14 protein-coding genes are annotated in these 20630 nt (G+C 62.8%); 12 read left to right on the top strand and 2 right to left on the bottom strand.

Translation table 11 applies throughout. The features are described 5' to 3' along the window. Positions 1-3 precede the first annotated feature (3 nt). The gene (locus LB533_RS26720) at positions 4-981 is read right to left on the bottom strand and encodes a LysR family transcriptional regulator (RefSeq protein ID WP_224678621.1); all 978 of its coding nucleotides are present in this window, start codon (positions 979-981) and stop codon (positions 4-6) included. A gap of 117 nt (positions 982-1098) precedes the next feature. Here LB533_RS26720 and LB533_RS26715 point away from each other — a divergent pair, with 117 nt between their 5' ends. From LB533_RS26715 to LB533_RS30070, 6 genes are all read left to right on the top strand, one after another. Further along, on the top strand, positions 1099-3546 hold the full coding sequence (locus tag LB533_RS26715) for an FAD-dependent oxidoreductase (protein WP_224678620.1): 2448 nt from the start codon (positions 1099-1101) through the stop codon (positions 3544-3546). Continuing rightward, complete coding sequence (locus LB533_RS26710; RefSeq protein ID WP_224678619.1) at positions 3543-6008, top strand: FAD-dependent oxidoreductase; 2466 nt, start codon at positions 3543-3545, stop codon at positions 6006-6008. Before LB533_RS26715 ends, LB533_RS26710 begins: the two co-directional genes overlap by 4 nt. A 14-nt stretch (positions 6009-6022) precedes the next feature. Then, positions 6023-7579: a trimethylamine methyltransferase family protein gene (locus tag LB533_RS26705; RefSeq protein WP_140644112.1), complete on the top strand. Its 1557-nt coding sequence runs from the start codon at positions 6023-6025 to the stop codon at positions 7577-7579. Positions 7580-7732: 153 nt separating this feature from the next. Next, positions 7733-8698 carry a glycine betaine ABC transporter substrate-binding protein gene (locus tag LB533_RS26700; protein ID WP_224678618.1) on the top strand — a complete coding sequence of 322 codons (966 nt, stop codon included), beginning with the start codon at positions 7733-7735 and terminating at the stop codon, positions 8696-8698. A 109-nt stretch (positions 8699-8807) separates the two neighbouring features. Further along, positions 8808-9842 (top strand): glycine betaine/L-proline ABC transporter ATP-binding protein, encoded by a 1035-nt coding sequence (locus LB533_RS26695; RefSeq protein WP_224678617.1) that lies wholly within the window; start codon positions 8808-8810, stop codon positions 9840-9842. Further along, positions 9839-11350 carry an ABC transporter permease gene (locus LB533_RS30070; RefSeq protein ID WP_210239940.1) on the top strand — a complete coding sequence of 504 codons (1512 nt, stop codon included), beginning with the start codon at positions 9839-9841 and terminating at the stop codon, positions 11348-11350. The genes LB533_RS26695 and LB533_RS30070 overlap by 4 nt, the downstream gene beginning before the upstream one ends. Positions 11351-11516: 166 nt before the next feature. Here the strand turns inward: LB533_RS30070 and LB533_RS26685 are convergent, their stop codons facing one another. Further along, positions 11517-11918 (bottom strand): hypothetical protein, encoded by a 402-nt coding sequence (locus tag LB533_RS26685; RefSeq protein ID WP_224678616.1) that lies wholly within the window; start codon positions 11916-11918, stop codon positions 11517-11519. A 1085-nt stretch (positions 11919-13003) separates the two neighbouring features. Here LB533_RS26685 and LB533_RS26680 point away from each other — a divergent pair. From LB533_RS26680 to LB533_RS26655, 6 genes are all read left to right on the top strand, one after another. Then, positions 13004-14050, top strand: a complete 1047-nt coding sequence (locus tag LB533_RS26680; protein ID WP_224678615.1) for an NAD(P)-dependent alcohol dehydrogenase — start codon at positions 13004-13006, stop codon at positions 14048-14050. Between the two features lie 277 nt (positions 14051-14327). Further along, on the top strand, positions 14328-15239 hold the full coding sequence (locus LB533_RS26675; protein WP_224557353.1) for a carbohydrate ABC transporter permease: 912 nt from the start codon (positions 14328-14330) through the stop codon (positions 15237-15239). Next, entirely contained in the window at positions 15239-16138 is a 900-nt protein-coding gene (locus LB533_RS26670) for a carbohydrate ABC transporter permease (protein WP_224678614.1), read from the top strand. The genes LB533_RS26675 and LB533_RS26670 overlap by 1 nt, the downstream gene beginning before the upstream one ends. Before the next feature lie 47 nt (positions 16139-16185). Continuing rightward, on the top strand, positions 16186-17715 hold the full coding sequence (locus tag LB533_RS26665) for an ABC transporter substrate-binding protein (RefSeq protein WP_224678613.1): 1530 nt from the start codon (positions 16186-16188) through the stop codon (positions 17713-17715). A 67-nt stretch (positions 17716-17782) separates the two neighbouring features. Then, positions 17783-19312: a xylulokinase gene (locus LB533_RS26660; protein WP_224678612.1), complete on the top strand. Its 1530-nt coding sequence runs from the start codon at positions 17783-17785 to the stop codon at positions 19310-19312. After that, positions 19305-20630, top strand: a complete 1326-nt coding sequence (locus LB533_RS26655) for an iron-containing alcohol dehydrogenase (protein ID WP_224678611.1) — start codon at positions 19305-19307, stop codon at positions 20628-20630. Before LB533_RS26660 ends, LB533_RS26655 begins: the two co-directional genes overlap by 8 nt.

Below are 20630 nucleotides of genomic sequence, written 5' to 3'. Positions count from 1 at the left end.
CGATTAGTCATGCGGTGAGGGGCGGTCGACCGTGTAGCAGTCGGCGGGAAGGCCTGGCAGGCGGGTGCTGATCGCGTGCGTCAAAACCTCGGCGGTGCGGGCGGCGAAAGCCTCCGGCAGGTTTCCGAGTTCCCGCTCTCGTGCGACCAGCAGGATGTTGCGCGACAGACCCGTAAACGGCAGGGGATGCACGTCGATCTCCATGCCCTCCGCCAGGCCGTCGATAAGCAAGGTCGGTGTCAGGATCGCAAAGCCCATGCCGGCGGCGACGGGCGCCATCACCACGCTGGAGCGGTCGCCTTCCATGGCGCGCGGGATCTCGATGCGCAGGCGGCTGAGGTGCTGGTCGACGCGCAGGCCGACCGGCGTCTCGCGCGAGAACCGCACGAAGGCAAGCTTCTTCGAGAGCTTGACGATGTCGCCGACATCGCCGGCAAAACCTTTCGGCGTTACCAGCAGAAATTTCTCGGTCATCACCGGATGACGCGTCAGTCCTTCGATCTCGAACAGCTCGCCGGAGGTGACGGCGAGGTCGGCGCGGCGGGCGCGCAGCAGCGCTACATGATCGGTCGCGAGACCCGCGAACAGGCTGAGCTCGGGAATGCCGAAACCTTTGCGGGCGAGCACCGAAAGCGCCGGCGCTAGCGTGGTGGCGATAGATGCCAGAAGCGCGATGCGCAACAAGGGCAGCGGCGCGGCATTGACGCGGCGCGCATCGGTGCGCAGGCCCTCCACCTCGGCCAAAATGGCAACAGCGCGGCGATGAAGCGCGATACCGGCTTTGGTGAGTTCGATAGGCCGCAAATTGCGGTCGATCAGGCTGACGCCGAGCGCGCCTTCCAAATTCTTCAGGTGCTGCGACGCGGCCGATTGCGTCATGCCCAGCATCTGCGCCGCCTGGGTAACGTGCCTGGTCTCGACTATGGCGGCGAAAACCTCGATCGACCGAAAAAGATTGAAATCGAAACTGCCGCTCTTCACCCGCAACTCCGCCCGCAAGGCTTCATAAGTTTTCCTAATGTTGCGAAATTTTGGTTGAGCGCAAGAGGCGCAGCGGAAAAGATCGCGCCGATCCATCCAGCGAAGGTACCTCACAAGGTGAATGACAGCGCACGCATCGTGATCATTGGCGGCGGCATCATTGGCCTCGGCATAGCCTATCACCTCGCTGAACTTGGGGTGAGCGACGTCGTCCTTCTGGAACGGCATCAACTGACCAGCGGCACCTCCTGGCATGCGGCCGGCATTGTCGGCCCGCTGCGCGCCAGCCTTAACCTGACAAGGCTTGCGCAATACGCGACCGAGCTGTTTCCTCGCCTCGAGGAACTTACAGGGCAGTCGTCCGGCTATCGGCGCACCGGCGGGCTGTGGGTGGCGCGACGTGCGGAGCGCATGGACGAACTGAAGCGCATCGCGCATATGGGCGATGTCTGCGGCCTGAGCGTCGGAATCGTCGATCAAGCGGGCGTGGCGGAGCGCGTCCGTGGCATCGTCGCCGACGGCATCGAGGGCGCGCTGTGGGTCGAGGAGGATGGCCAGGCCAATCCGGTCGACATCTGTGCCGCCTACGCTAAGCGTGCACGCGCCGCCGGCATTCGTATTATAGAAGGAACTGCGTGCTCGGGCATCGTGACCCGAAATGGCCGGGTCGCGGGCGTCACGCTGGCATCCGGCGCCACCATCAATTGCGAGATTGTCGTCAACTGCGCCGGCGCCTGGGCGCGCGATATCGGCGCTCTCGCCGGCGTTCCGGTGCCGCTGCAGGCTGTCGAGCATATGTATGTGGTGACCGAGCCCATCGCCGGCCTGCAGGATCCGTTTCCTATCCTGCGCGATCTCGACGAGGGCATCTACATCAAGGGGGATTCCGGCAAGCTGGTGCTGGGCGGGTTCGAGCCTAACGCCAAGATCTTCGACGTTCGCGGACCGGCGGGCGACAGGCCGTTCCTTGAGCTGCCGGAGGATTGGGAGCAGTTCGAGCCGTTCATGTCGGCCGGATTGAAACTTCTGCCGGCGCTGTCTGAAACCGGCATCAGGCACTTCATGAACGGCCCGGAGAGTTTTACGCCCGATACGCGGCCGCTGATGGGCGAGTCGCCCTATCTGCGCGGCTTCTATGTCGCCGCCGGCTTCAACTCGACAGGCATGATGTCGTCGGCGGGCGCCGGCAAGGCCATGGCCGAATGGATCGTCGACGGCGAGCCCGGCCTCGATCTGTGGGCGCTTGACATCGTCCGCTTCGACCGCTCGGCCGCGGCCTCTTCCTTTGTCGGCGCCAGGATGGAGGAAGCGGTTGCCGACCTCTTCCGCATACATTGGCCTTACAAGCAGGCGGCCGCCGGGCGTGACCTGCGGCGTTCCGCCTTTCACCGGACGTTCGCCGAAGCGGGTGCTGCGTTCGGCGCGCCGACCGGCTGGGAGCGACCGCTCTGGTTCGGCGGCACGGAGACGCGCGGCTATTGCATCGGCGCTCAGAAATGGTGGAGCGCAGCCAGGGCCGAAGCCGGGCGAATGGCGCAAGGCGTTGGCCTGTTCGAGCTTTCGCCCTTCACCAAGATCGATGTGCGTGGACGCAACGCAACCCAGCTGATGCAAAGCCTGTGCGCGGCGGACGTCGATAGGCCGGAAGGCCGCGCCGTCTATACACAGATGCTCAACGCACGCGGCGGCATCGAGGCCGATGTGACGGTCACGCGGGCCGACGAGCACGGCTTTCGCGTCATCTCCGGCGCAGCGACAAGGCAGAAGGACCTTGCCTGGATCACACGTCATGCAGAGGATCTTGGTCTGGATGTTTCGGTCTTCGATGCCACGTCAGCAGAAGCCGTTCTTGGGGTTATGGGGCCAAATTCGCGCGCGCTGCTGCAGAGCCTGACGGACGCCGATCTTTCGGACGCAGCCTTCCCGTTCTCGACTGCGCGCCGCATCGACATCGGCACCGCCAATGTACTGGCCACACGTGTCAGCTTTGTCGGCGAACTCGGCTTCGAGCTTTACGTGCCGGTCGAACACGGCGAGAGCCTGCTTACCACCATCGTCTCAGCGGGCGGCGCTCATGGCCTGACCTTTTGTGGTCACCATGCCCTGGACGGCTGCCGGCTGGAGAAGGGCTATCGCCATTGGGGGCATGATCTCGGGCCCAAAGACACGCCGCTGGAGGCGGGCCTCTCCTTCGCCATCGCGTGGAAGAAGGATGATTTCATCGGCCGCGATGCCCTGATGAAGCAGAAGGCCGATGGCCTGAAGCGCCGGCTCATGCATTTCGCCGTCGACGGCGACAATCCGCTTTTGTTGCATGACGAACCGATCTACCGCGACGGCAAACTTGCCGGCTTGACGACGTCAGGTGGCCTCGGCGTTCGCACGGGCTTGAGCCTTTGCCTGGGCTACGTTGCCTGTGATCCTGGCGAGACGAAAACGCAGCTGCTTGCCTGCGACTACCAGATCGCGGTGGCCGGCACACGCTACAGGCTGCGGCCACTCGACAAGCCACCCTATGACCCAACCGGATCGCGCATGCGCGCAAGGGCGGAGGAAAATTCATGAGACAACTGGCCCGCGTGGTCATTATCGGCGGCGGTGCCATGGGCGTGTCGCTGCTCTATCACCTGGCCAAGCGCGGCTGGAGCGACGTCATGCTCGTCGAGAGACAGGAGCTGACAGCGGGCTCGACCTGGCATGCCGCCGGACTCTGCACGCATTTCGCCCACAATGCGACGATCATGGAGATGCGCGCCCATTCGGTGCGGCTCTATCGCGAAATCCTGACCGCCGAGACTGGGTTGCCGACCGGCTTCCATGCCAGCGGCGCGCTGCGCATCACCCGTTCGCAGGAGCGGATGGACGAATTCCGCCATGTCCAGGGGCTCGGCCGGTTCGTTGGCCACGACTTCCACATTCTGAGCCCCAGCGAGCTCAGAGAAATCTATCCGCTTTGCCATACCGACGGCATCATCGGCGCGATCTACGAGCCCAATGACGGCCATGTCGATCCGACGCTGGCGACCAACGCAATGGCCACCGGCGCGCGCTCGCGCGGCGCCGAGATTGTGCGCCACAATCCGGTGCTGGCAATCGAGCGCAAGCAATCGGGCGAGTGGCTGGTTCGCACACAGCAGGGCGACATTGTCGCCCAGCATGTGGTGAACGCCGCCGGCACATGGTGCCGCGAGATCGGCGCCATGATGGGGCTCGACCTGCCCGTGGTGCCGATGCTGCACCAGTATGTCGTGACCGATACCGTCCCTGAGATTGCCGACCGGATCGCCACCGGCGCCAAGGAGCTGCCCATCATCCGCGACCCGGAGGAGAGCTGGTATTTGCGCCAGGAGCGCGACGGCTATATCGTCGGACCTTACGAAAAGTCTGCCCAGCCCTGGGCGGTCGACGGGGTGCCGCCCGAATTCGGCATGGAACTGCTGCCGCCCGATCTCGACCGGGTCGAGCACATCATGGCGCTGGCAATGGACCGCGTGCCGGCACTGGCTGATGCCGGCGTCAAGACGGTGGTCAACGGCCCGATCACCTTCACGCCGGACGCCAATCCGCTGGTCGGCCCGGCTTTCGGTCTTGGCAATGCATGGCTCCTCACCGGCTCCAGCATGGGGGTCATGGAAGGCGGCGGGGCCGGCCGCTTCCTCGCCGACTGGATCGTCGATGGATCACCGCCCAGCGATGCCCTTGCCATCGATCCGCGCCGCTTCGGCAGCTATGCCGACCGCGACTATCGCATCGACAAGGCGGTCGAAGGCTTCGGCCTCCAATTCGGTATCCATTATCCGAACGAAGAACGCGAAGCCGGCCGTCCACGCCGCACGACGCCGGCGCTGGAGCTTCAAAAAAGCCAGGGCGCGGTGCTCGGCGCCGCCTACGGCTGGGAGCGGCCGAACTGGTTCGCCGGCAAAGGCGCCGACCGTCATCCTCCGCTGACCTTCCGCAAGCCTGGCTGGTTCGACGCGGTGCGCGGCGAGTGTCTTGGCGTGCAGGGCAGCGTCGGCGCCATCGATCTTTCCGCCTTTTCCAAATTCGAGATCGGCGGGCCGTGCGCCAGCGCTTTCATGGCTTCGCTCGGCGCCAACCGGCCACCGGAGCGCCATGGCCGCATCGGGCTCGTTCACGTGCTGACGGCAAAGGGCGGCGTGGCGTCGGAATTCACCGTGACGCGCCTCGGCGATGGCTGGTTCTACCTGACCAGCGCGGCACTTGCCGAGCGACATGACGAGGATCTGCTGCGCTCGCGCGCCGCGACCTTTCCAGGCGTGACGATCGACAACGTCACGGAAAGGCGGGGCGTGCTCGGCGTGATGGGACCGCGTGCCCGCGACCTCCTGGGAAAGATCTGCGAAGCCGATCTGTCGAACGCGGCATTCCCCTGGCTTTCGGCTCAGATCATACGGGTGGCGGGCATCAAGGCGGCGGCGCTCCGGGTCTCTTACGCCGGCGAGCTCGGATGGGAACTGCACGTTCAGTTGGCGCAGTTCGGCAAGCTCTACGAAGCGATCATCAAGGCCGGAGCGCAATTCGACCTGCGTCCGTTCGGCATCTACGCGCTCAACGCGATGCGGCTGGAAAAAGGCTATCGCACCTGGGGCGCCGACCTGACCACCGAGCGCACGCCGCTGGAGGCGGGGTTGGGCGCTCTGGTCAAGGCTGACGGGCGGACGTTCATCGGTCGCGAGGCGATGCTGGAGCGCACCGGCAAAAGCTCGTGGACGATGGTGCTGCTCGAGATCGATGACGACGGCGAGCGACTGCCGTTCTACGCCCATGCCGTGATGCAGGCGGGGCGCCCGGTTGGGATCGTTACCTCCGGCAGCCACGGCTTCCGCACCGGCAAGATCGTTGCGCTCGCCTATCTGCGGCCCAGTGTTGCGGCTGAAGGCCTGACCGTCTCGATCCTCGGCAAGGAACTGGCGGCGCGGGAGTTGAAGAGGGCTCCCTACGATCCGGACAATCTGCGGCTGCGCGGCCTTCAAGCCGGTGCGCCTGTTGCTTTCATGCCTGCCTGATCACGGAGACAAGAATGGACGAGGACGCGACGATCAACGCTCCGGCGCCACGAAGCGGAGGCCGGGCCGGAAGGCAAGGCCAGCGTCTCGCCCAGCAGGCGCCGCGGCGTCCCTACATCAGCCGCAGGATCGGCACTTTCAACATCCTCGACGAGGAAGGCTTGAGCCTGATCGAGGCGAATGCCGACCGGCTGCTCAAGGAGATCGGCATGGAGTTCCATGACGACCCCGAGATCCTCGACATCTTTCGCGAGGCGGGCGCCGAAGTGGAGGGCACCAGGGTTCGTTTCGATCCCGGCATGTGCCGCAAGATCATCCGCGCCACCGCGCCTTCGCAGTTCAAGCAGCACGCCCGCAACCCGGCCAACACGGTGATGATCGGCGGCGACAACACGGTGCTCTGCCCATCCTGGGGGCCGCCCTTCGTCCACGACCTCGACCGCGGCCGGCGCTATGCGACGATCGCCGACTTCCGCGATCTGGTGAAGATCCATCAGATGATCCCACATCTGCATCATTCGGGCGGCGTCGTTTGCGAGCCTGTCGACCTGCCGGCCAACAAGCGGCATCTCGACATGCTCTACACCCACATCCGCCACTCGGACCGCGCCTTCATGGGCGCGTTCATCGGTTCGAGACGGGCGCAGGACGCGGTCGACATGGCCAAGATCGTGTTCGGAGAGGAGTTCGTCGCCAACAACGCCGTGCTCTACAATGTCTCCAACACCAATGCGCCGCTGGTGCTCGACGCCAACATGTCCGGCTCGCTGAAGGTCTGCGCCCGCAACAACCAGCCGGTCGCCTGCACGCCATGGACGCTGGCCGGCGCGATGAGCCCGTGCACGGTCGCCGGCACGCTGGCGCAGGTGCTGGCTGAGGCGCTTGCCTGTCTCAGCCTCGTGCAATTGATCAACCCCGGCGCGCCCTGCCTGATGGGAAGCTTTGCCAGCACGATCTCGATGCAGAGCGGCGCGCCGACCTTCGGCACGCCGGAGGCGGGCAAGATGGTGCTCGCCTGCGGGCAGCTGGCGCGGCGCGTCGGCGTGCCGTTCCACACCGTCGGCTCGCTGTCGGCTTCCAAGCTACCCGACGCACAAGCCGAACAAGAGGCGACATGGGGTATCCTGATGTCGATGTTTGCCGGCGCCAACGTGATCAACCACGCCACCGGGTGGCTGGAAGGCGGACTGGTCACCGGCTTCGAGAAGACGGTCATTGACGCCGATCTCTGCGGCAAGGTCGCCAGCCTGTTCGAGGGCATTGATCTGTCGCTCAATGCACAAGCCATGGAAGCGATCGAAGCGGTCGGGCCGGGGTCGCATTTCCTTGGCAGCGCCCATACGCAATCCAACTTCCTTTCGGCCTTCTATCGCTCCACCAGCAGCGACAACAATTCCTTCGAGCAATGGAACGAGGATGGCCGCCTCGACGCGGCGCAACGCGCCAACCGGCAATGGAAAAGGCTGCTCGACGATTACCAGGATCCGGGCCTTGATCCGGCCATCGACGAAGCGCTCCAGGCCTTTATCGCCAACCGCAAGGCCAGCGAGCCGGACCAGGCTTATTTCTAGAGTGGGCTGCGTTGGAGTACGTTGCCATGCAGGAATGATCTTATGCGCTTCATCGTTTTTCCTTATGCGGTGAAATTTGGGATGGATTGCCTGCGTGTTCCGCTAACCTGATGGATAGACTGAACGAAATCAGCGCAACCGTTGGGGAACACCATGAAACGCTACCTACTCGAAACAGCATTCAGCGCACTGTTGCTGATGCCAGCAACGTCGGCGCTCGCCGCCGACGTGACGATGCCCGACCCGAACTATGCCACCGCGACGGCGGTCATGAACGTCATCAAGAACGCGGCCGAGCAGGAACTGGGGCTGGAGGTTTCGACGGTGACCACCACTGCCGTTCCAGTCATCTGGGAGGCGATGAGCCGCAACAAGGGCGAGGTCGATATCTGGCCGGATGTTTGGCTGCCCAACCAGCAGGGCCTGGTCGACAAATACGTCAAGGGCGCCAGTACCGTGAAGCTCGCCCAGAACGGTTACGAAGCCAAGCAAGGCTATTGCGTCACCCAGGTCACCGTCGACAAATACCACATCAAGGATGTCTCCGACCTGGCTAATCCGGACAATGCCAAGCTGTTCGACACCAATGGCGACGGCAAAGGCGAAATGTGGATTGGCGCGTCGGGCTGGCAGTCGACCAACATCGAGAAGGTCAGGGCGCGCGACTACGGCTTCGCCGATTTCTTCGATCTGCAGGTCACCGACGAGGCGGTTGCGGCAGCCTCGCTCGACCGCGCGGCGAAGGCTGACAAGCCATGGGTCGGCTATTGCTACAGCCCGCACCAGAATTTCGCTCGCTACAAGCTCGCGTTCCTGACCGAGCCGAAAAACGATCCGGCGAAATTCGTGGTCGTGCAGCCCAACGACGATCCGCAATGGTTCGAAAAGTCGAAGGTCTCATCGGCCTATGCTGACACCACGGTGCATGTTGCCTATGCTGCCTCGCTTGCGCAACGCCAGCCGGATCTGACTGCGGCGCTGGAGCGCATGAACTTCAACCCGGACGACATCTCGAAATGGGCATACGCGATCATCGTCGACAAGAAGCCGGCCGACGAGGTCGCCAAGGCGTGGATCAAGGATCATCCGGACGACGTGGCAAAGTGGTTCGGCCACTGAGGGGAGCACCACGCGGCAACTGCGGCCGGGAGCTGTAGGCGTGGACGTTGTGTCGACCAATGACCCAAGGTCCCCGCGGAGCGGCTCAGTCGCTCCGTGCGCTATTGTCATGAGGGGCGTCTGGAAGGTCTTTGGCGCCCGCGCCCCGGAGGCCATGGCTTCCATCCTGCGCGACCGATTGCACAAGGAGGACGTGGTCAAGCGCTTCGGCTGCGTCGTCGGCGTGGCCGATGTCAGCATTTCGGTCGCGCCCGGCGAGATCTTCTGCGTGATGGGTCTGTCGGGCAGCGGCAAATCGACGTTGATCCGTCATATCAACCGGTTGCTCGAACCTTCCGCCGGCGAGATTTTCGTCGACGGCGAAAACATCATAACGAAAACGTCGGCGGAGCTGAGGGCACTCCGGTCGCGCAAGGTCAGCATGGTGTTTCAGAGTTTCGGGCTGCTGCCGCACCGCACAGTGCGCGACAACGTGGCGCTTCCGCTGGAAATCCAGGCGGCGAGCAAACAGCAGCGCTTCGATGTCGCCGAGGCAGCACTTGCCAAGGTCAATCTTTCCGGATGGGGCGATCGCTACTGCCATGAGCTTTCGGGCGGCATGCAGCAGCGCGTCGGCCTCGCTCGCGCGCTGGCGGCGGACTCGGCGATCCTGTTGATGGACGAACCGTTCAGCGCGCTCGACCCGCTGATCCGGCGGCAGCTTCAGGACGAGTTCCTGGCCCTCTCGCGCTCGATGGGCAAGACGGTGGTCTTCATCACTCATGACTTGGATGAGGCAATCCGGATCGGCGATCGCATAGCGATCATGAAGGACGGGGTCATCATTCAGATCGATACACCCGAAGAGATCGTCACCGCGCCCAAGCACGACTATGTCGCGAAATTCGTCGCCGACATTTCACGCCTGAAAGTGATCACCGCCGGCCGCATCATGCAGCCAGTGGACCGTTTCAGGGCGCGCAACCCGCAGACGGACCTGAAGTCGTTGCGCCGGGTCGGCTTGCAGCAGCCGCTGGGGGAACTCGTTGAATTCGCGGCGCGGGACGAGGCGCCGCTGGCGGTGGCGAATGGCGAGGGAATTGTCGTCGGGGTGGTCGACAGGCAGCTTCTCCTGGAAGGATTGCGAAAGGGCGGACAATCGTGAACGCCCATGATCCGCAGAGGCTTGAACCGCTGGCGGAAAACCGTCTGGTCGAGGAGTTCGCCGTTCAGAACCCGCATTATTATGTCGAACGGTTTGCCCGCATCCGGCGGGCGCGCAATCCGGTCTGGCCTTTCAATGGCGCAGCGGCGCTGCTTGGCCCTGTCTGGGCGTCCGCCCGCGGCATCGCGGTGCTGTTCTGGATTGTCTTTTTTCTCGAAATGCTTGCGGTCGTCCAGATCGGCATCGGCATTGTCGGCAATCTCGGCGCCGCCGAGCAGGCGCGCGCCGAGCGGCTGACCAAACAGGCTGAGGCACGGGGTCAGCAGGCGAAAGCCGCGCAGGCCGCGGGCGTGGACAATGCCGAGGGCTTGAAATCGTCCGCCGCGGCATTGCAGAGAGCCGCAGACGCGGCGAAATTGCAGGCGGAAGCCGCCCGAAGCAAGGCGCCTCCGCTCATCGGCGCCGGCCTCGTCACGCTGCTTCTGGCGCGGCTCGCAGCCGGATTTCTTGGCAACCGGCTGCTGGAACGCCGCTTCGCCCGCTGGCGATCCACCCCTGCTTTGCGGCATGGCCTGAATTATCCGCTTGCGCTCAGCGCGCTGGTCTTCTGCATCCTGGCCTATGGGCTTTCCGTCTACCGTTTCGCCTGGGCAACGCCGGCCGCCTGGATCATGGCCGCGCCGTCCAACCGTGATTGGCAGGCCGGCCTGTCGTCGGCGCTGGACGGGCTTATGGAAGGAATTGCCCACGCCGGCGAGGGCTTCTTCGGCGCGGTCACCGGCGGCATATCGCTGGTGCTCGATGGGCTTTCCTTCGCGCTGACAGGTATGCCGTGGCCGGTGACCATGGCGGTCATCCTCATCCTCGCCTGGCAACTGGCCGGGCCGCGCGTAACCATCTTCACCGCCGCGGCGCTCGCTTATCTCGCGGTGCTCGGTTTTTGGGAAAAGAGCCTCGAAACGGTCGCGCTGCTTGGAACCTCGGCGGTGCTGTGCCTGGCGATCGGCATCCCGCTTGGCATCTGGTGCGGGCGCAGGCCTCGTGTCTACACTGCTTTGCGGCCGGTGCTCGACTTCATGCAGACCATGCCGGCCTTTGTCTATCTGATACCGGTGATCGCGCTGTTCGGCATCGGCAAACCGCCCGGCGTCATTGCCACGCTGATCTTCGGGACGCCGCCGGTCGTACGGCTGACGGCGCTTGGCCTGCAAGGTGTTCCGCCGGCAATCCGCGAGGCCGCGCAGGCCTACGGCGCCACGCGATGGTTCCTGCTGACGCGGGTGGATCTGCCGCTCGCCATGCCATCGATCATGGCCGGTATCAACCAAACTATCCTGATGTGCCTTTCGATGGTGGTCATCGCCTCGCTGATCGGCGCCAAGGGGCTGGGAGAGGACGTGCTCAACGCGCTCCAATACGCCGCCGTTGGCCAAGGGTTGCTCGCGGGCTTCGCCATACTGCTCTGCGCCATGATGATCGACCGCATCGTCCAAGGCCGGCCAAAATGAGCTCGCAAACAATAGATGCGGCGTGGCGTGGTCTAAATGAAGCGACCAGCCAGCGGCTTTGAGTAAGCGATGTCCGCTTTTGGCGTCGTTGGAGGGACTGAGATCGACTGAAATGCTGCGCATACCAGCCATTCGGTAGCCGGATCGTTCGCGCGCACCCGTCGTATCATCCCTTCCACATCGTCGATTGGAGAACAGCCTGCATATGCGCTGCGAGATCGAGCTCACCGCGCGCCTCGATCTCTAAAAGATATCGGGCCTTGACCAGACGATCCCCTTCCCCGATCGCAGCATAACCGCAGATGGCGAGTAGCGCCCCCTCCTCCTCCCGGCCGGCTCTGTCAGAGCCGCTGCTGTCACCGCCTATGTCATGCAGGGCGTTGACGAACGCGGCATATGCCGTCCTGTGCGCCTCAATCAGTGTACTCAGCTTATTGGATGGGTCGGAGTTTCCGCCCGGCGGCTTTGTGCCCAGTGCTTCTGCCGCAGCCGTCGAGGCGACGACTGCGCTGGCGGAGTGGAGAAGCAACGCGCGGCGGTTGATCCTGGACGTGGCGACCTCTCCCATTTGCTTTCATGGCTATCAGATCGGTGACGTAACACGATCAGAGCTTAACACGATGGTTTGCGCATTCGTGTCAGGATAGGAAGCTGGCGCGGCTAGCCGATGCGGAGCGCCTGCATCTCGAACAGGATGCTCGCCAGGCGCGTCCTGCGAAGGGCACTTGGATTTGGTGGCAGACTTGTCGCGGCCGGGCGCGTCCGACGGCGCAGCGAAGCTATACATTCGCGGTGCACAGGATAATGCCAGCCGGTTAGCCTGCGGTCGGCCGCCATCCTATGGCCAACTCTGGCGAAGTCGGCTCTATCGTCGGGCCGCAAACGAAGCCCGCCGCGGCAACCGTTCGACGACCGATCACGAGTCACCGTAGGTCAAGTCGCCAGCTTCTGACAAATATGCTGCTAACGAACAAAGTCTTTGCTAGTAAGATCCATAGACAACAAGCTGCTGAAGACTTCGTTCATTTCGTGTCGTCGGCTTCCTCGCCTGTAGCAATGCGCCTGACGCGGACAGCGTTGCCGATCACATCGGCGGGGCGCATCTAGGCCCTTTAGGTCCGGTTCGCATACTAGTTCTCCGCATGGCTAAAGACGACAGTCCCGTTGTCCTTGCGCACCTCAACGCATATGACCCGTCGTCACCTCTCCGAGTTTGGAACATGGCGATTGCATGATCCTTCGCCACCTTCTCAGTGTCGATGATGCCTTTTCGCCCAGACCAAATGACGGTGAAGGCCATTGCAGCTCCCATGCTTTCCGCTACCATATAGGCGCTTCAGCCTAGGGGAGCAAACTGGCTGGGCGTTTTCGCCTAGCCCTCAAATTTCAACCTGAGACACTACCATGCGGTAGCCGGTTTTGACCGTCAGAGAGTGCCTGGCCCGATCGACATTCGAGCGATGCCAAGAAACTCAAGAACGATCGCAGAAGCGGTAGAAGCCTTCCACGCTTGCCATATCGACGCTGACCAGCAGAGTCCGATAGATTGCCAACAGCGGTCCACATCCAACCAGCCATGGCTTGGCTGTTCGACGAGGACGGCAGCCGTTCCTAGAGAAGCGAGAGCGGCGGGCTCTAGAGGAGATTACGTCGATGACGAACGTTCGCGCCCTTGTCCTTGAAGATCAGCACCAACTCAAGCTGCGTGATATCGATCTGCCGCAGACAGTCGGTCCGGGCGAGGTTCGTATCAAGATCCATACGGTGGGTGTCTGCGGCTCCGACGTGCATTACTACACCCATGGGCGCATCGGCCCGTTCGTGGTCGAAGCGCCGATGGTCTTGGGCCACGAGGCCGCTGGCACCATCGTGGAAACAGGCGAAGGCGTCGAGCATCTGAAGATCGGCGACCGCGTCTGCATGGAACCAGGCATCCCCGACCCCAATTCGCGGGCGAGCCGGCTCGGCCTCTACAACATCGACCCGGCGGTCAGGTTCTGGGCGACGCCGCCGATCCATGGCGTATTGACACCCTATGTCGTTCACCCCGCCAACTACACCTTCAAATTGCCCGACAATGTCAGCTTCGCCGAAGGCGCGATGGTCGAGCCCTTCGCCGTCGGCATGCAGGCTGCGGCCAAGGCGAAGATCGCGCCGGGTGACACGGCGGTGGTGCTTGGCGCAGGGCCGATCGGCACGATGGTGGCCATCGCCGCCCTTGCCGGCGGCTGTTCCCGCGCCATCGTCGCAGACCTCGCTCAACCCAAGCTCGATATCGCCACAAGCTTCCAGGGTGTGGTTCCGGTCAACATCCGCGACAAGAACCTGGCGGCGGAGGTGAAGCGCCTGACCAACGGCTGGGGCGCCGACGTCGTCTTTGAATGCTCCGGCTCGTCCAAAGCATGGGAGACGTTGCTCGATCTGCCGCGCCCCGGCGGCGCTGTGGTGGTGGTCGGCCTGCCGGTGGCGCCGGTGGCGTTCGACATCGCTACGGCCTCGACCAAGGAAATCCGCATCGAGACGGTCTTCCGCTATGCCCACCAATATGACCGGGCAATCGCGCTGATGGGATCGGGTCGGGTCGACCTCAAGCCACTGATTTCGGCGACCTTCCCCTTCGAAGACTCCATCGCGGCTTTCGACCGCGCGGTCGAAGGCCGGCCGGCGGACGTGAAGCTGCAGATCAGACTGCCGGACTAAGGCGAGCGCCGGCAAACAGGTTTGGCGCACCTCCATTCCCCTCGATGCAGCCGGTCTGCTGATTCCGTCGCGTTCCAGAAAGCAATCCAGGTCCGGCTGTAACGGTCGCCGTTGCGACGGCAGCGCCCTGTGGAGCCGATCTGACTTGACAAGTCGACGCCCGTCCCACACGCTGCCTTAACAAAAGGCACAACAAACTTACAAAAGTTCAAGTTTGCACGACCCTGGCCGATAGGAGAAGGCCAATGCATCTCTGTCACCAAGCGGAGATTTGCGCGTGAGCACCGCGACCTTCACGCAAGAGAGGTCCAGATGGGCCCTGCCCCGGTTTATGACGGCCGAGCATCCTTTTCCCTGGCTCGCGCCGATCACGGTGATGCTTCTGGTTTTCGGCATCTATCCTCTCGCCTATTCGGTCTGGCTGTCGTTTCACAAACGCAATGTCGTCTCCCGGCAGCTTGATTTTGCCGGAGTGCATCAGTGGGCGCGAGCGTTCTCGGATACGCGTATGTGGCACTCGCTGGAAACGACGCTGATCTACACCTTTGTCGCACTGGCCGTTCAGCTTGCACTCGGCATTCTCATTGCGCTGCTGCTTGATACCGATCGCAAGGGCTATGGGATCCTGCGGGCGCTGATGACGCTGCCGCTGGTCGTGCCGCCGGCCGTGACTGGAATGATGTTCTTGCTGATGCAGGACGGCTCTTTCGGCGTCCTGTCGTTCTACCTCTACGCCCTCGACCTGATCTCGCCGGCGCAGCCGATCCTGACGCAGCCGGTTACCGCCTTGCTGGCGATCCTGCTGGCAGACATATGGCAATGGACGCCGTTCATGGTGCTCATCATCCTGGCAGGCCTGCGCGCGCTGCCGAAAGAACCTTTCGAAGCGGCAGCGATCGACGGCGCAAACGGCATCCAGACATTCTTGCGGCTTACATTGCCGATGCTGCGCAAGGTGATTGCGGTCGCCGTACTGATCCGCGGCGTCGATCTCTTTCGCATCTACGACTACGTCTACATCATCACGGCCGGCGGGCCGGGCACCGCTACCGAAACGCTTTCGTTCTATGCTGGCCGTATCTACTTCACAGGAGACTTCCCCTACGCCGCAACCCTGTCGCTGATCGTGCTCGTCGTTCTGATCGGCGTGTCGAACGTCTTCGTCAGGCTTTTCAAGGTGAGGTTCTGATGGAACCGTCCCACGCCAAGATGATCACCAGAGACGTGCTCGCCGTGCTGGTAGTGGCGATCTTCATGTTTCCGATCGCCTGGTGGGCCCTGTCTTCTATCAAACCCTACTCCGCGATCTTCGACCGCAGCGGACCGGTCTACACGGGCTTCACACCGACGCCGGACAATTACCGCGTGACCCTGCTTGGCGTCTCGCGCGTCGACATAGGCATGGAACAGGGCGGCGAGGCGGCGGGGGTGATCAAGGGCGGCGCCAGTTCCTACGATTCACGCCAGTCGCTTCTCGACAGCGCGATCATAGCCGTTGGGTCGACGGCGCTGACGCTGTTGCTGGCGACACTGGCTGCATATTGCCTGTCACGAATGCAGTTCAGCGGCCAGCAGTCTTTTCTTTTTTGGATTCTCTCGCAGCGCTTCATGCCGCCAATCGCCATCGTCATCCCGGTCGTTTTCATGTTTCGGGATCTCGGCTTGCGCGACACCTATACAGGGCTCATCCTCGTCCACAGTTTGATCAATCTGCCGCTGGCGGTTCTGCTTTTGAAGTCGTTCTTCGACGATGTCCCGCGCGAGGTCGACGAGGCGGCGCTGATTGACGGAGCGACGCGCTGGCAGACTTTTCGACGTGTGGTCCTACCCATGGTGAAAGGCGGCATCGCCGCGACAGCTGTGCTGTGTTTCATCTTTTCCTGGACCGAGTTCCTGCTCTCACTGTTCCTGACAACGTCGATCCGCACCGTGCCGGTGAAGATCTCGACTTTTGTCACCTCGACCGCGACCGAGTGGGGCTACATCACAGCACTCGGTACCTCCGCGATCATTCCCAGCTTCATCTTTATCCTGCTGGTTCAACGGCATCTGGTCCGGGGCCTCACCCTCGGATCGCTGAAAGAGTGAGGGCCCGACGAGAACAACGACGACAAAATCGCAACGGAGGAACGATCATGAGCTTCAGAAATCACGACAAGAAGACGTTCGTCGCCGATACCTGCAACGACTTTACGGCGCGCCGAATAAGCAAACGCGACTTCATGAAGAAGATGGCGCTGGCTGGCGTTGGCTTTTCCGCCTTCGGATCGGCCATGTTGGGTGGTGGCCGCTCACATCGCGGGGGGCTGGGCCTGGGCATCGAAGACGCCCGCGCCCAGGACACGGATATGTTGAAGTGGCTGGCCGATGTCGGCAAACCATATGCCGGCACGAAAATCCGCTACACTTCGGAAGCGACGCCGCCAACGATCGTGGCTAACCAGCTTGTGGCGGGTGAGTTCACCAAGGCAACCGGCATTGAGGTCGAGGTCGAGATCGTGCCGTTGGAGCAGGTTCTCGCCAAGGCCACGCAGGACGTACAGGGCCAGCTGGGCACCTATGATGTCTACTATCTCGACCAGTCCTGGATGGCGACGTTTGCTCAGGATGTCATCGATCCGCGCGAATATTATGGCCAGAACAAAGAACTGGCGATGCCAAACTTCGATTGGGACGATTTCTCCAAGCCGCTTGTCGATGGCATCGCCATGTACAACGGCAAACAGTGCGGAATTCCTTTCGATATTCCGATCTTCATCCTGATGTACCGGAAGGATCTTTTCGACAAACACAATATCGCCCTTCCGACAGACCTCGACGCCTATCTCAAGGCGGTACAGGCTCTCACAGAGGCCGAAAAGGCCAATGGCATCTTTGGCACCGCTTGCCAGGCCAAGTCCGGCCACTATTCGCTCGAATGCGACTGGACGTTCGCACTCTGGGGGCATGGGGGTTCGATCTTCAACAAGGACAAGAAGTTTGTCGGCAATGACGAGCGTGGTGTGGCCGGGCTAAAATTCTACCAGGAGCTGGTCAAGAACTCGCCGCCCTCCGCAACGACATGGACCTGGGACGGTCAGGGGCAGGCTCTGACACAGGGACAAGCCGCCATGGCAATCACCTGGGGCGAGGATTTTCCCGGCTTCGATGCCAACGATTCCAAGGTCAAGGGCCTGTTCGAGGCCTTGCCCGCCCCCAAGGAGGTCCCCGGCCGCCGCGCCGCCGCCGATTGCGGCTTCAACGAAATCCCGGCCGTCGGCCACCAAGGTGGCTCGACGATCTCGTTGTCGCAATATTCCAAGAACAAGGAAGCGGCATGGCTGTTCATGCAGTGGGTCTGCTCGAAGGACGTGATGGCGCGGGTCTCGACGCTCGGCGGCGGCGCCTCCCCGATGCGCAATTCCTCCTTCACCGATCCTCGGGTCAAGGAGAAAGCCGTTGTTGGACCCGGAACGACACGCCATTTCGACGCGATCAAATACACCATCGACAACCAGATGGGGTCGGAGCCCGACATGCCGATTTGGGCTGATTTGTCGAACAATGACATCCCAGTTGAACTCGGCAAGCTGCTGACGGGCCAAGACTATGGCGGCAACGCCAAGGCATGCCTGGATGTCATTGCCGGTATCGTCGACGGCAAAGTCAAGGATGCCGGCCTTTAGCGGGATACTCCGGTGAGTTCGGCGATGGCGGTTTCGGCCGCCCTCGCCCTTTGGCAATGTGGCGGCAATGGTTCCGGATCTCGTTATCGGCATTGATTCCTCGACCTCGGCAACCAAGGCGATTGCCTGGGACCGCAACGGTCGCGTTGTGGCGGAGGGTCGTGCGTCAATAGCAATGTCCAACCCTCGTTCTGGCTATTTCGAACAGGATCCGGCTGAGTGGTGGGCCTCGACGGTGACAGCGCTCCGCACCGTGACGGCAACAGTTTCGCCCCGACGCATTGCGGGCCTTGCCATTTCCAACCAGCGCGAAAGCTTCGGCCTTTTCGACGAGCACGGTGAGGCGATCGGGCCTGCGACGCTCTGGCTCGATGAGCGCGCCCGCCAGAATGCGCACCGCTTCGGCGCGTCCTTCGGCGCGGCACGGATCCACGCAATATCCGGCAAGCCGCTGGACGTGATCCCTTGTCTCTATCGCATGATCTGGTTTCGCCAGGAGCAGCCCCAGACCTTTGCGCGCGTGGAGCGAATGGCCGAAGTGCACGGCTACCTGGTCTTTCGCTTGAGCGGCCGGTGGGTAACGTCGACCGCCTCCGCAGACCCGATGGGTGTGCTCGACATGCGAGCCATGGACTGGTCGGACGATATACTGGACGCGGCCGGGGTCGCACGACGTATGATGCTGGACCTGGCGCGGCCCGGCACCGTCTTGGGCCGAGTGACGTCGCAAGCCGCAATGCTGACGGGCTTGCGGGAGGGCACGCCGATCGTCGCTGGCGGCGGCGACGGTCAATGTGCCGGCACGGGCGCTGGTGTGTTGCAAGCGCGATGCGCCTACATAAACCTGGGCACGGCAGTCGTGTCCGGCAGCTTCGGCCTCGACTACGTCCATGACCCGGCCTTTCGCACCGAAACGGCGGTCGCCGACGCTGGATATATTTACGAAACGTGCCTTCGCGCCGGCACTTTTCTCGTCGATTGGATGACGCGCGAAATGCTTGGTGTCGATCTACATGGATCCAGCGGCGCCCTGGAGACGCTCGAGGCCGAAGCCGCCGCCAGCCCGATCGGCGCAGGCGGCATAATGCTCCTGCCCTATTGGCAGGGCGTCATGGATCCGCACTGGGACAGTGCGGCCCGCGGTGTAATAGCCGGGCTTTCCGGCTCGAGCCGTCGCGGCGATCTCTATCGCGCCGTGCTGGAAGGAATAGCACTGCACCAAGCCGCGACGAGCCAGCGGGCCGCTTCCGCGGCTGGTCAGAACATCGACCGTTTCATAGCGATCGGCGGAGGAGCGAAGTCCGACCTGTGGATGCAGATTCTGGCGGATGCACTCAACCGTCCCATAAAACGGTCCACGACCGTGGAAGCCTCCTCGCTCGGCGCGGCAATGGCAGCGGCAAAGGGGGTGGGCTGGTTTTCCACGATCGCAGAAGCGTCGCTCACGATGGCCGCCGAACCCGCCAAGTCCTTCGAACCCGATGGCGGCCGTGCCAGCCGCTATGCCGAACTTCTTGCGATTCATACCGATCTTTGGCCAGCGCTTTCCGCTTGGAACCAGCGACTCGCGGCTTTCGCGGAGGCTGACCATGCCTGAAATGGTCAACTGGAACGCCCTGATCGAGGATGTTGTCGCGGGACGCTGGAAGGACCCCAACACAGGCGCGGCAGCTGACCTGCCGTTCCAAACGATCCAATTGCTGGAGACGACGGAGGGCCGCGAGGCGGATCTCGTTGCTCCTCTGACGCTGGGCAGCCGCATCGCTGTCGTATCCGACGCCAATACCGTCGAGGTGATGGGCCGGCGCGTCGCGAAGGCGCTGCGTTCCATCGCCCATGTCGACGAAATCGTGTTGCCTCAAGATCTCGACTGCGACGAGGCCACGATCCAGATGATCCGGGACAAAACGCGGCCCGCCGACGGTGTCGTGGCCGTGGGATCCGGGGTCCTCAACGACAGCTGCAAACAAGCGACCTTCCTTGACGACCGGCCTTATGCCGTCTTCGGCACGGCAGCGTCGATGAATGGCTATGGCGCCTCGACCGCGTCGGTGACCTTGGCGTCAGGGCTCAAAATCTCACTGCCCTCGCATGCTCCGCGCGGCATCTTCCTGGACCTTGGCATTTCAGCCGCGGCGCCGACCTGGCTCAGTGCGGCCGGACTTGGCGACAGCCTTTGCCGTTCCACCGCCCAGATCGATTGGTGGGCCTCGCACCGGCTGTTCGGCACCTACTATTCCGACGTGCCCTACTTACTGCAGGCGGGCGACGAGGAACCCATGCTGGCGCATGCGTCTGGCCTTGCCAACCATGACATCACCGCGGTCGGGCACCTCCAGCGCGTCTTGACGCTATGCTCAATGGGCGTCTGCTTCTCCGGCGTTTCCCATCCCGGTTCCATGGGAGAGCACCAAATCTCCCATTGGATCGACATGTTCGCGCGAGAGCATCATCCCGGTACCACTCATGGTCAGCAGGTTGGCGTTGCCTCGCTGGTCATGGCGCGTCTGCAAGCCTGGCTGATGGACAGGCAAGAGCCGCCACTCGCAAGGCCGACCATTGTCGATGAGACCGCTATGCTGGCCCGCTATGGGGCGCAAGTCGGGCCACTTTGCATTGCCGAGATGAAGAAGACAGCACTCGATCGCAGCCAGACGGAAGCCTTCAATCGCAAACTTGGGGAAATCTGGCCGGCTCTGCGCCGCGAGCTTCGACCGATGGCGATACCGGTTGCCCGCATGGAGGCGGCGCTCAAAGCTGCCGGAGGGCCGCTCACCGGCGCAGAATTAGGCCTGCCGCGAGAGCTTTGGCATGACGCCATCCGCTACTCGCGAGAAATCCGCGGTCGCTGGTCCTTTGTCAATCTGGCCGCCGATGCGGGACTCCTGGAAGAGTTCCTGGAGGGCGAATGGTGA

Source organism: Mesorhizobium sp. BR1-1-13 (assembly GCF_020165515.1).
Lineage (GTDB): Bacteria > Pseudomonadota > Alphaproteobacteria > Rhizobiales > Rhizobiaceae > Mesorhizobium.
Note: the sequence above shows the minus strand (reverse complement) of the source record. Positions and strands in the feature narration are given on the sequence as shown.

Bases quoted from the DNA above. Each gene is read 5' to 3' on its own strand.
- LB533_RS26655 (WP_224678611.1), top strand. From the start codon at position 19,305: ATGCCTGAAATGGTCAACTGGAACGCCCTGATCGAGGATGTTGTCGCG.
- LB533_RS26660 (WP_224678612.1), top strand. From the start codon at position 17,783: ATGGTTCCGGATCTCGTTATCGGCATTGATTCCTCGACCTCGGCAACC.
- LB533_RS26695 (WP_224678617.1), top strand. From the start codon at position 8,808: ATGAGGGGCGTCTGGAAGGTCTTTGGCGCCCGCGCCCCGGAGGCCATG.
- LB533_RS26685 (WP_224678616.1), bottom strand. From the start codon at position 11,918: ATGGGAGAGGTCGCCACGTCCAGGATCAACCGCCGCGCGTTGCTTCTC.
- LB533_RS26700 (WP_224678618.1), top strand. From the start codon at position 7,733: ATGAAACGCTACCTACTCGAAACAGCATTCAGCGCACTGTTGCTGATG.
- LB533_RS26680 (WP_224678615.1), top strand. From the start codon at position 13,004: ATGACGAACGTTCGCGCCCTTGTCCTTGAAGATCAGCACCAACTCAAG.
- LB533_RS26705 (WP_140644112.1), top strand. From the start codon at position 6,023: ATGGACGAGGACGCGACGATCAACGCTCCGGCGCCACGAAGCGGAGGC.
- LB533_RS26665 (WP_224678613.1), top strand. From the start codon at position 16,186: ATGAGCTTCAGAAATCACGACAAGAAGACGTTCGTCGCCGATACCTGC.
- LB533_RS26670 (WP_224678614.1), top strand. From the start codon at position 15,239: ATGGAACCGTCCCACGCCAAGATGATCACCAGAGACGTGCTCGCCGTG.
- LB533_RS26710 (WP_224678619.1), top strand. From the start codon at position 3,543: ATGAGACAACTGGCCCGCGTGGTCATTATCGGCGGCGGTGCCATGGGC.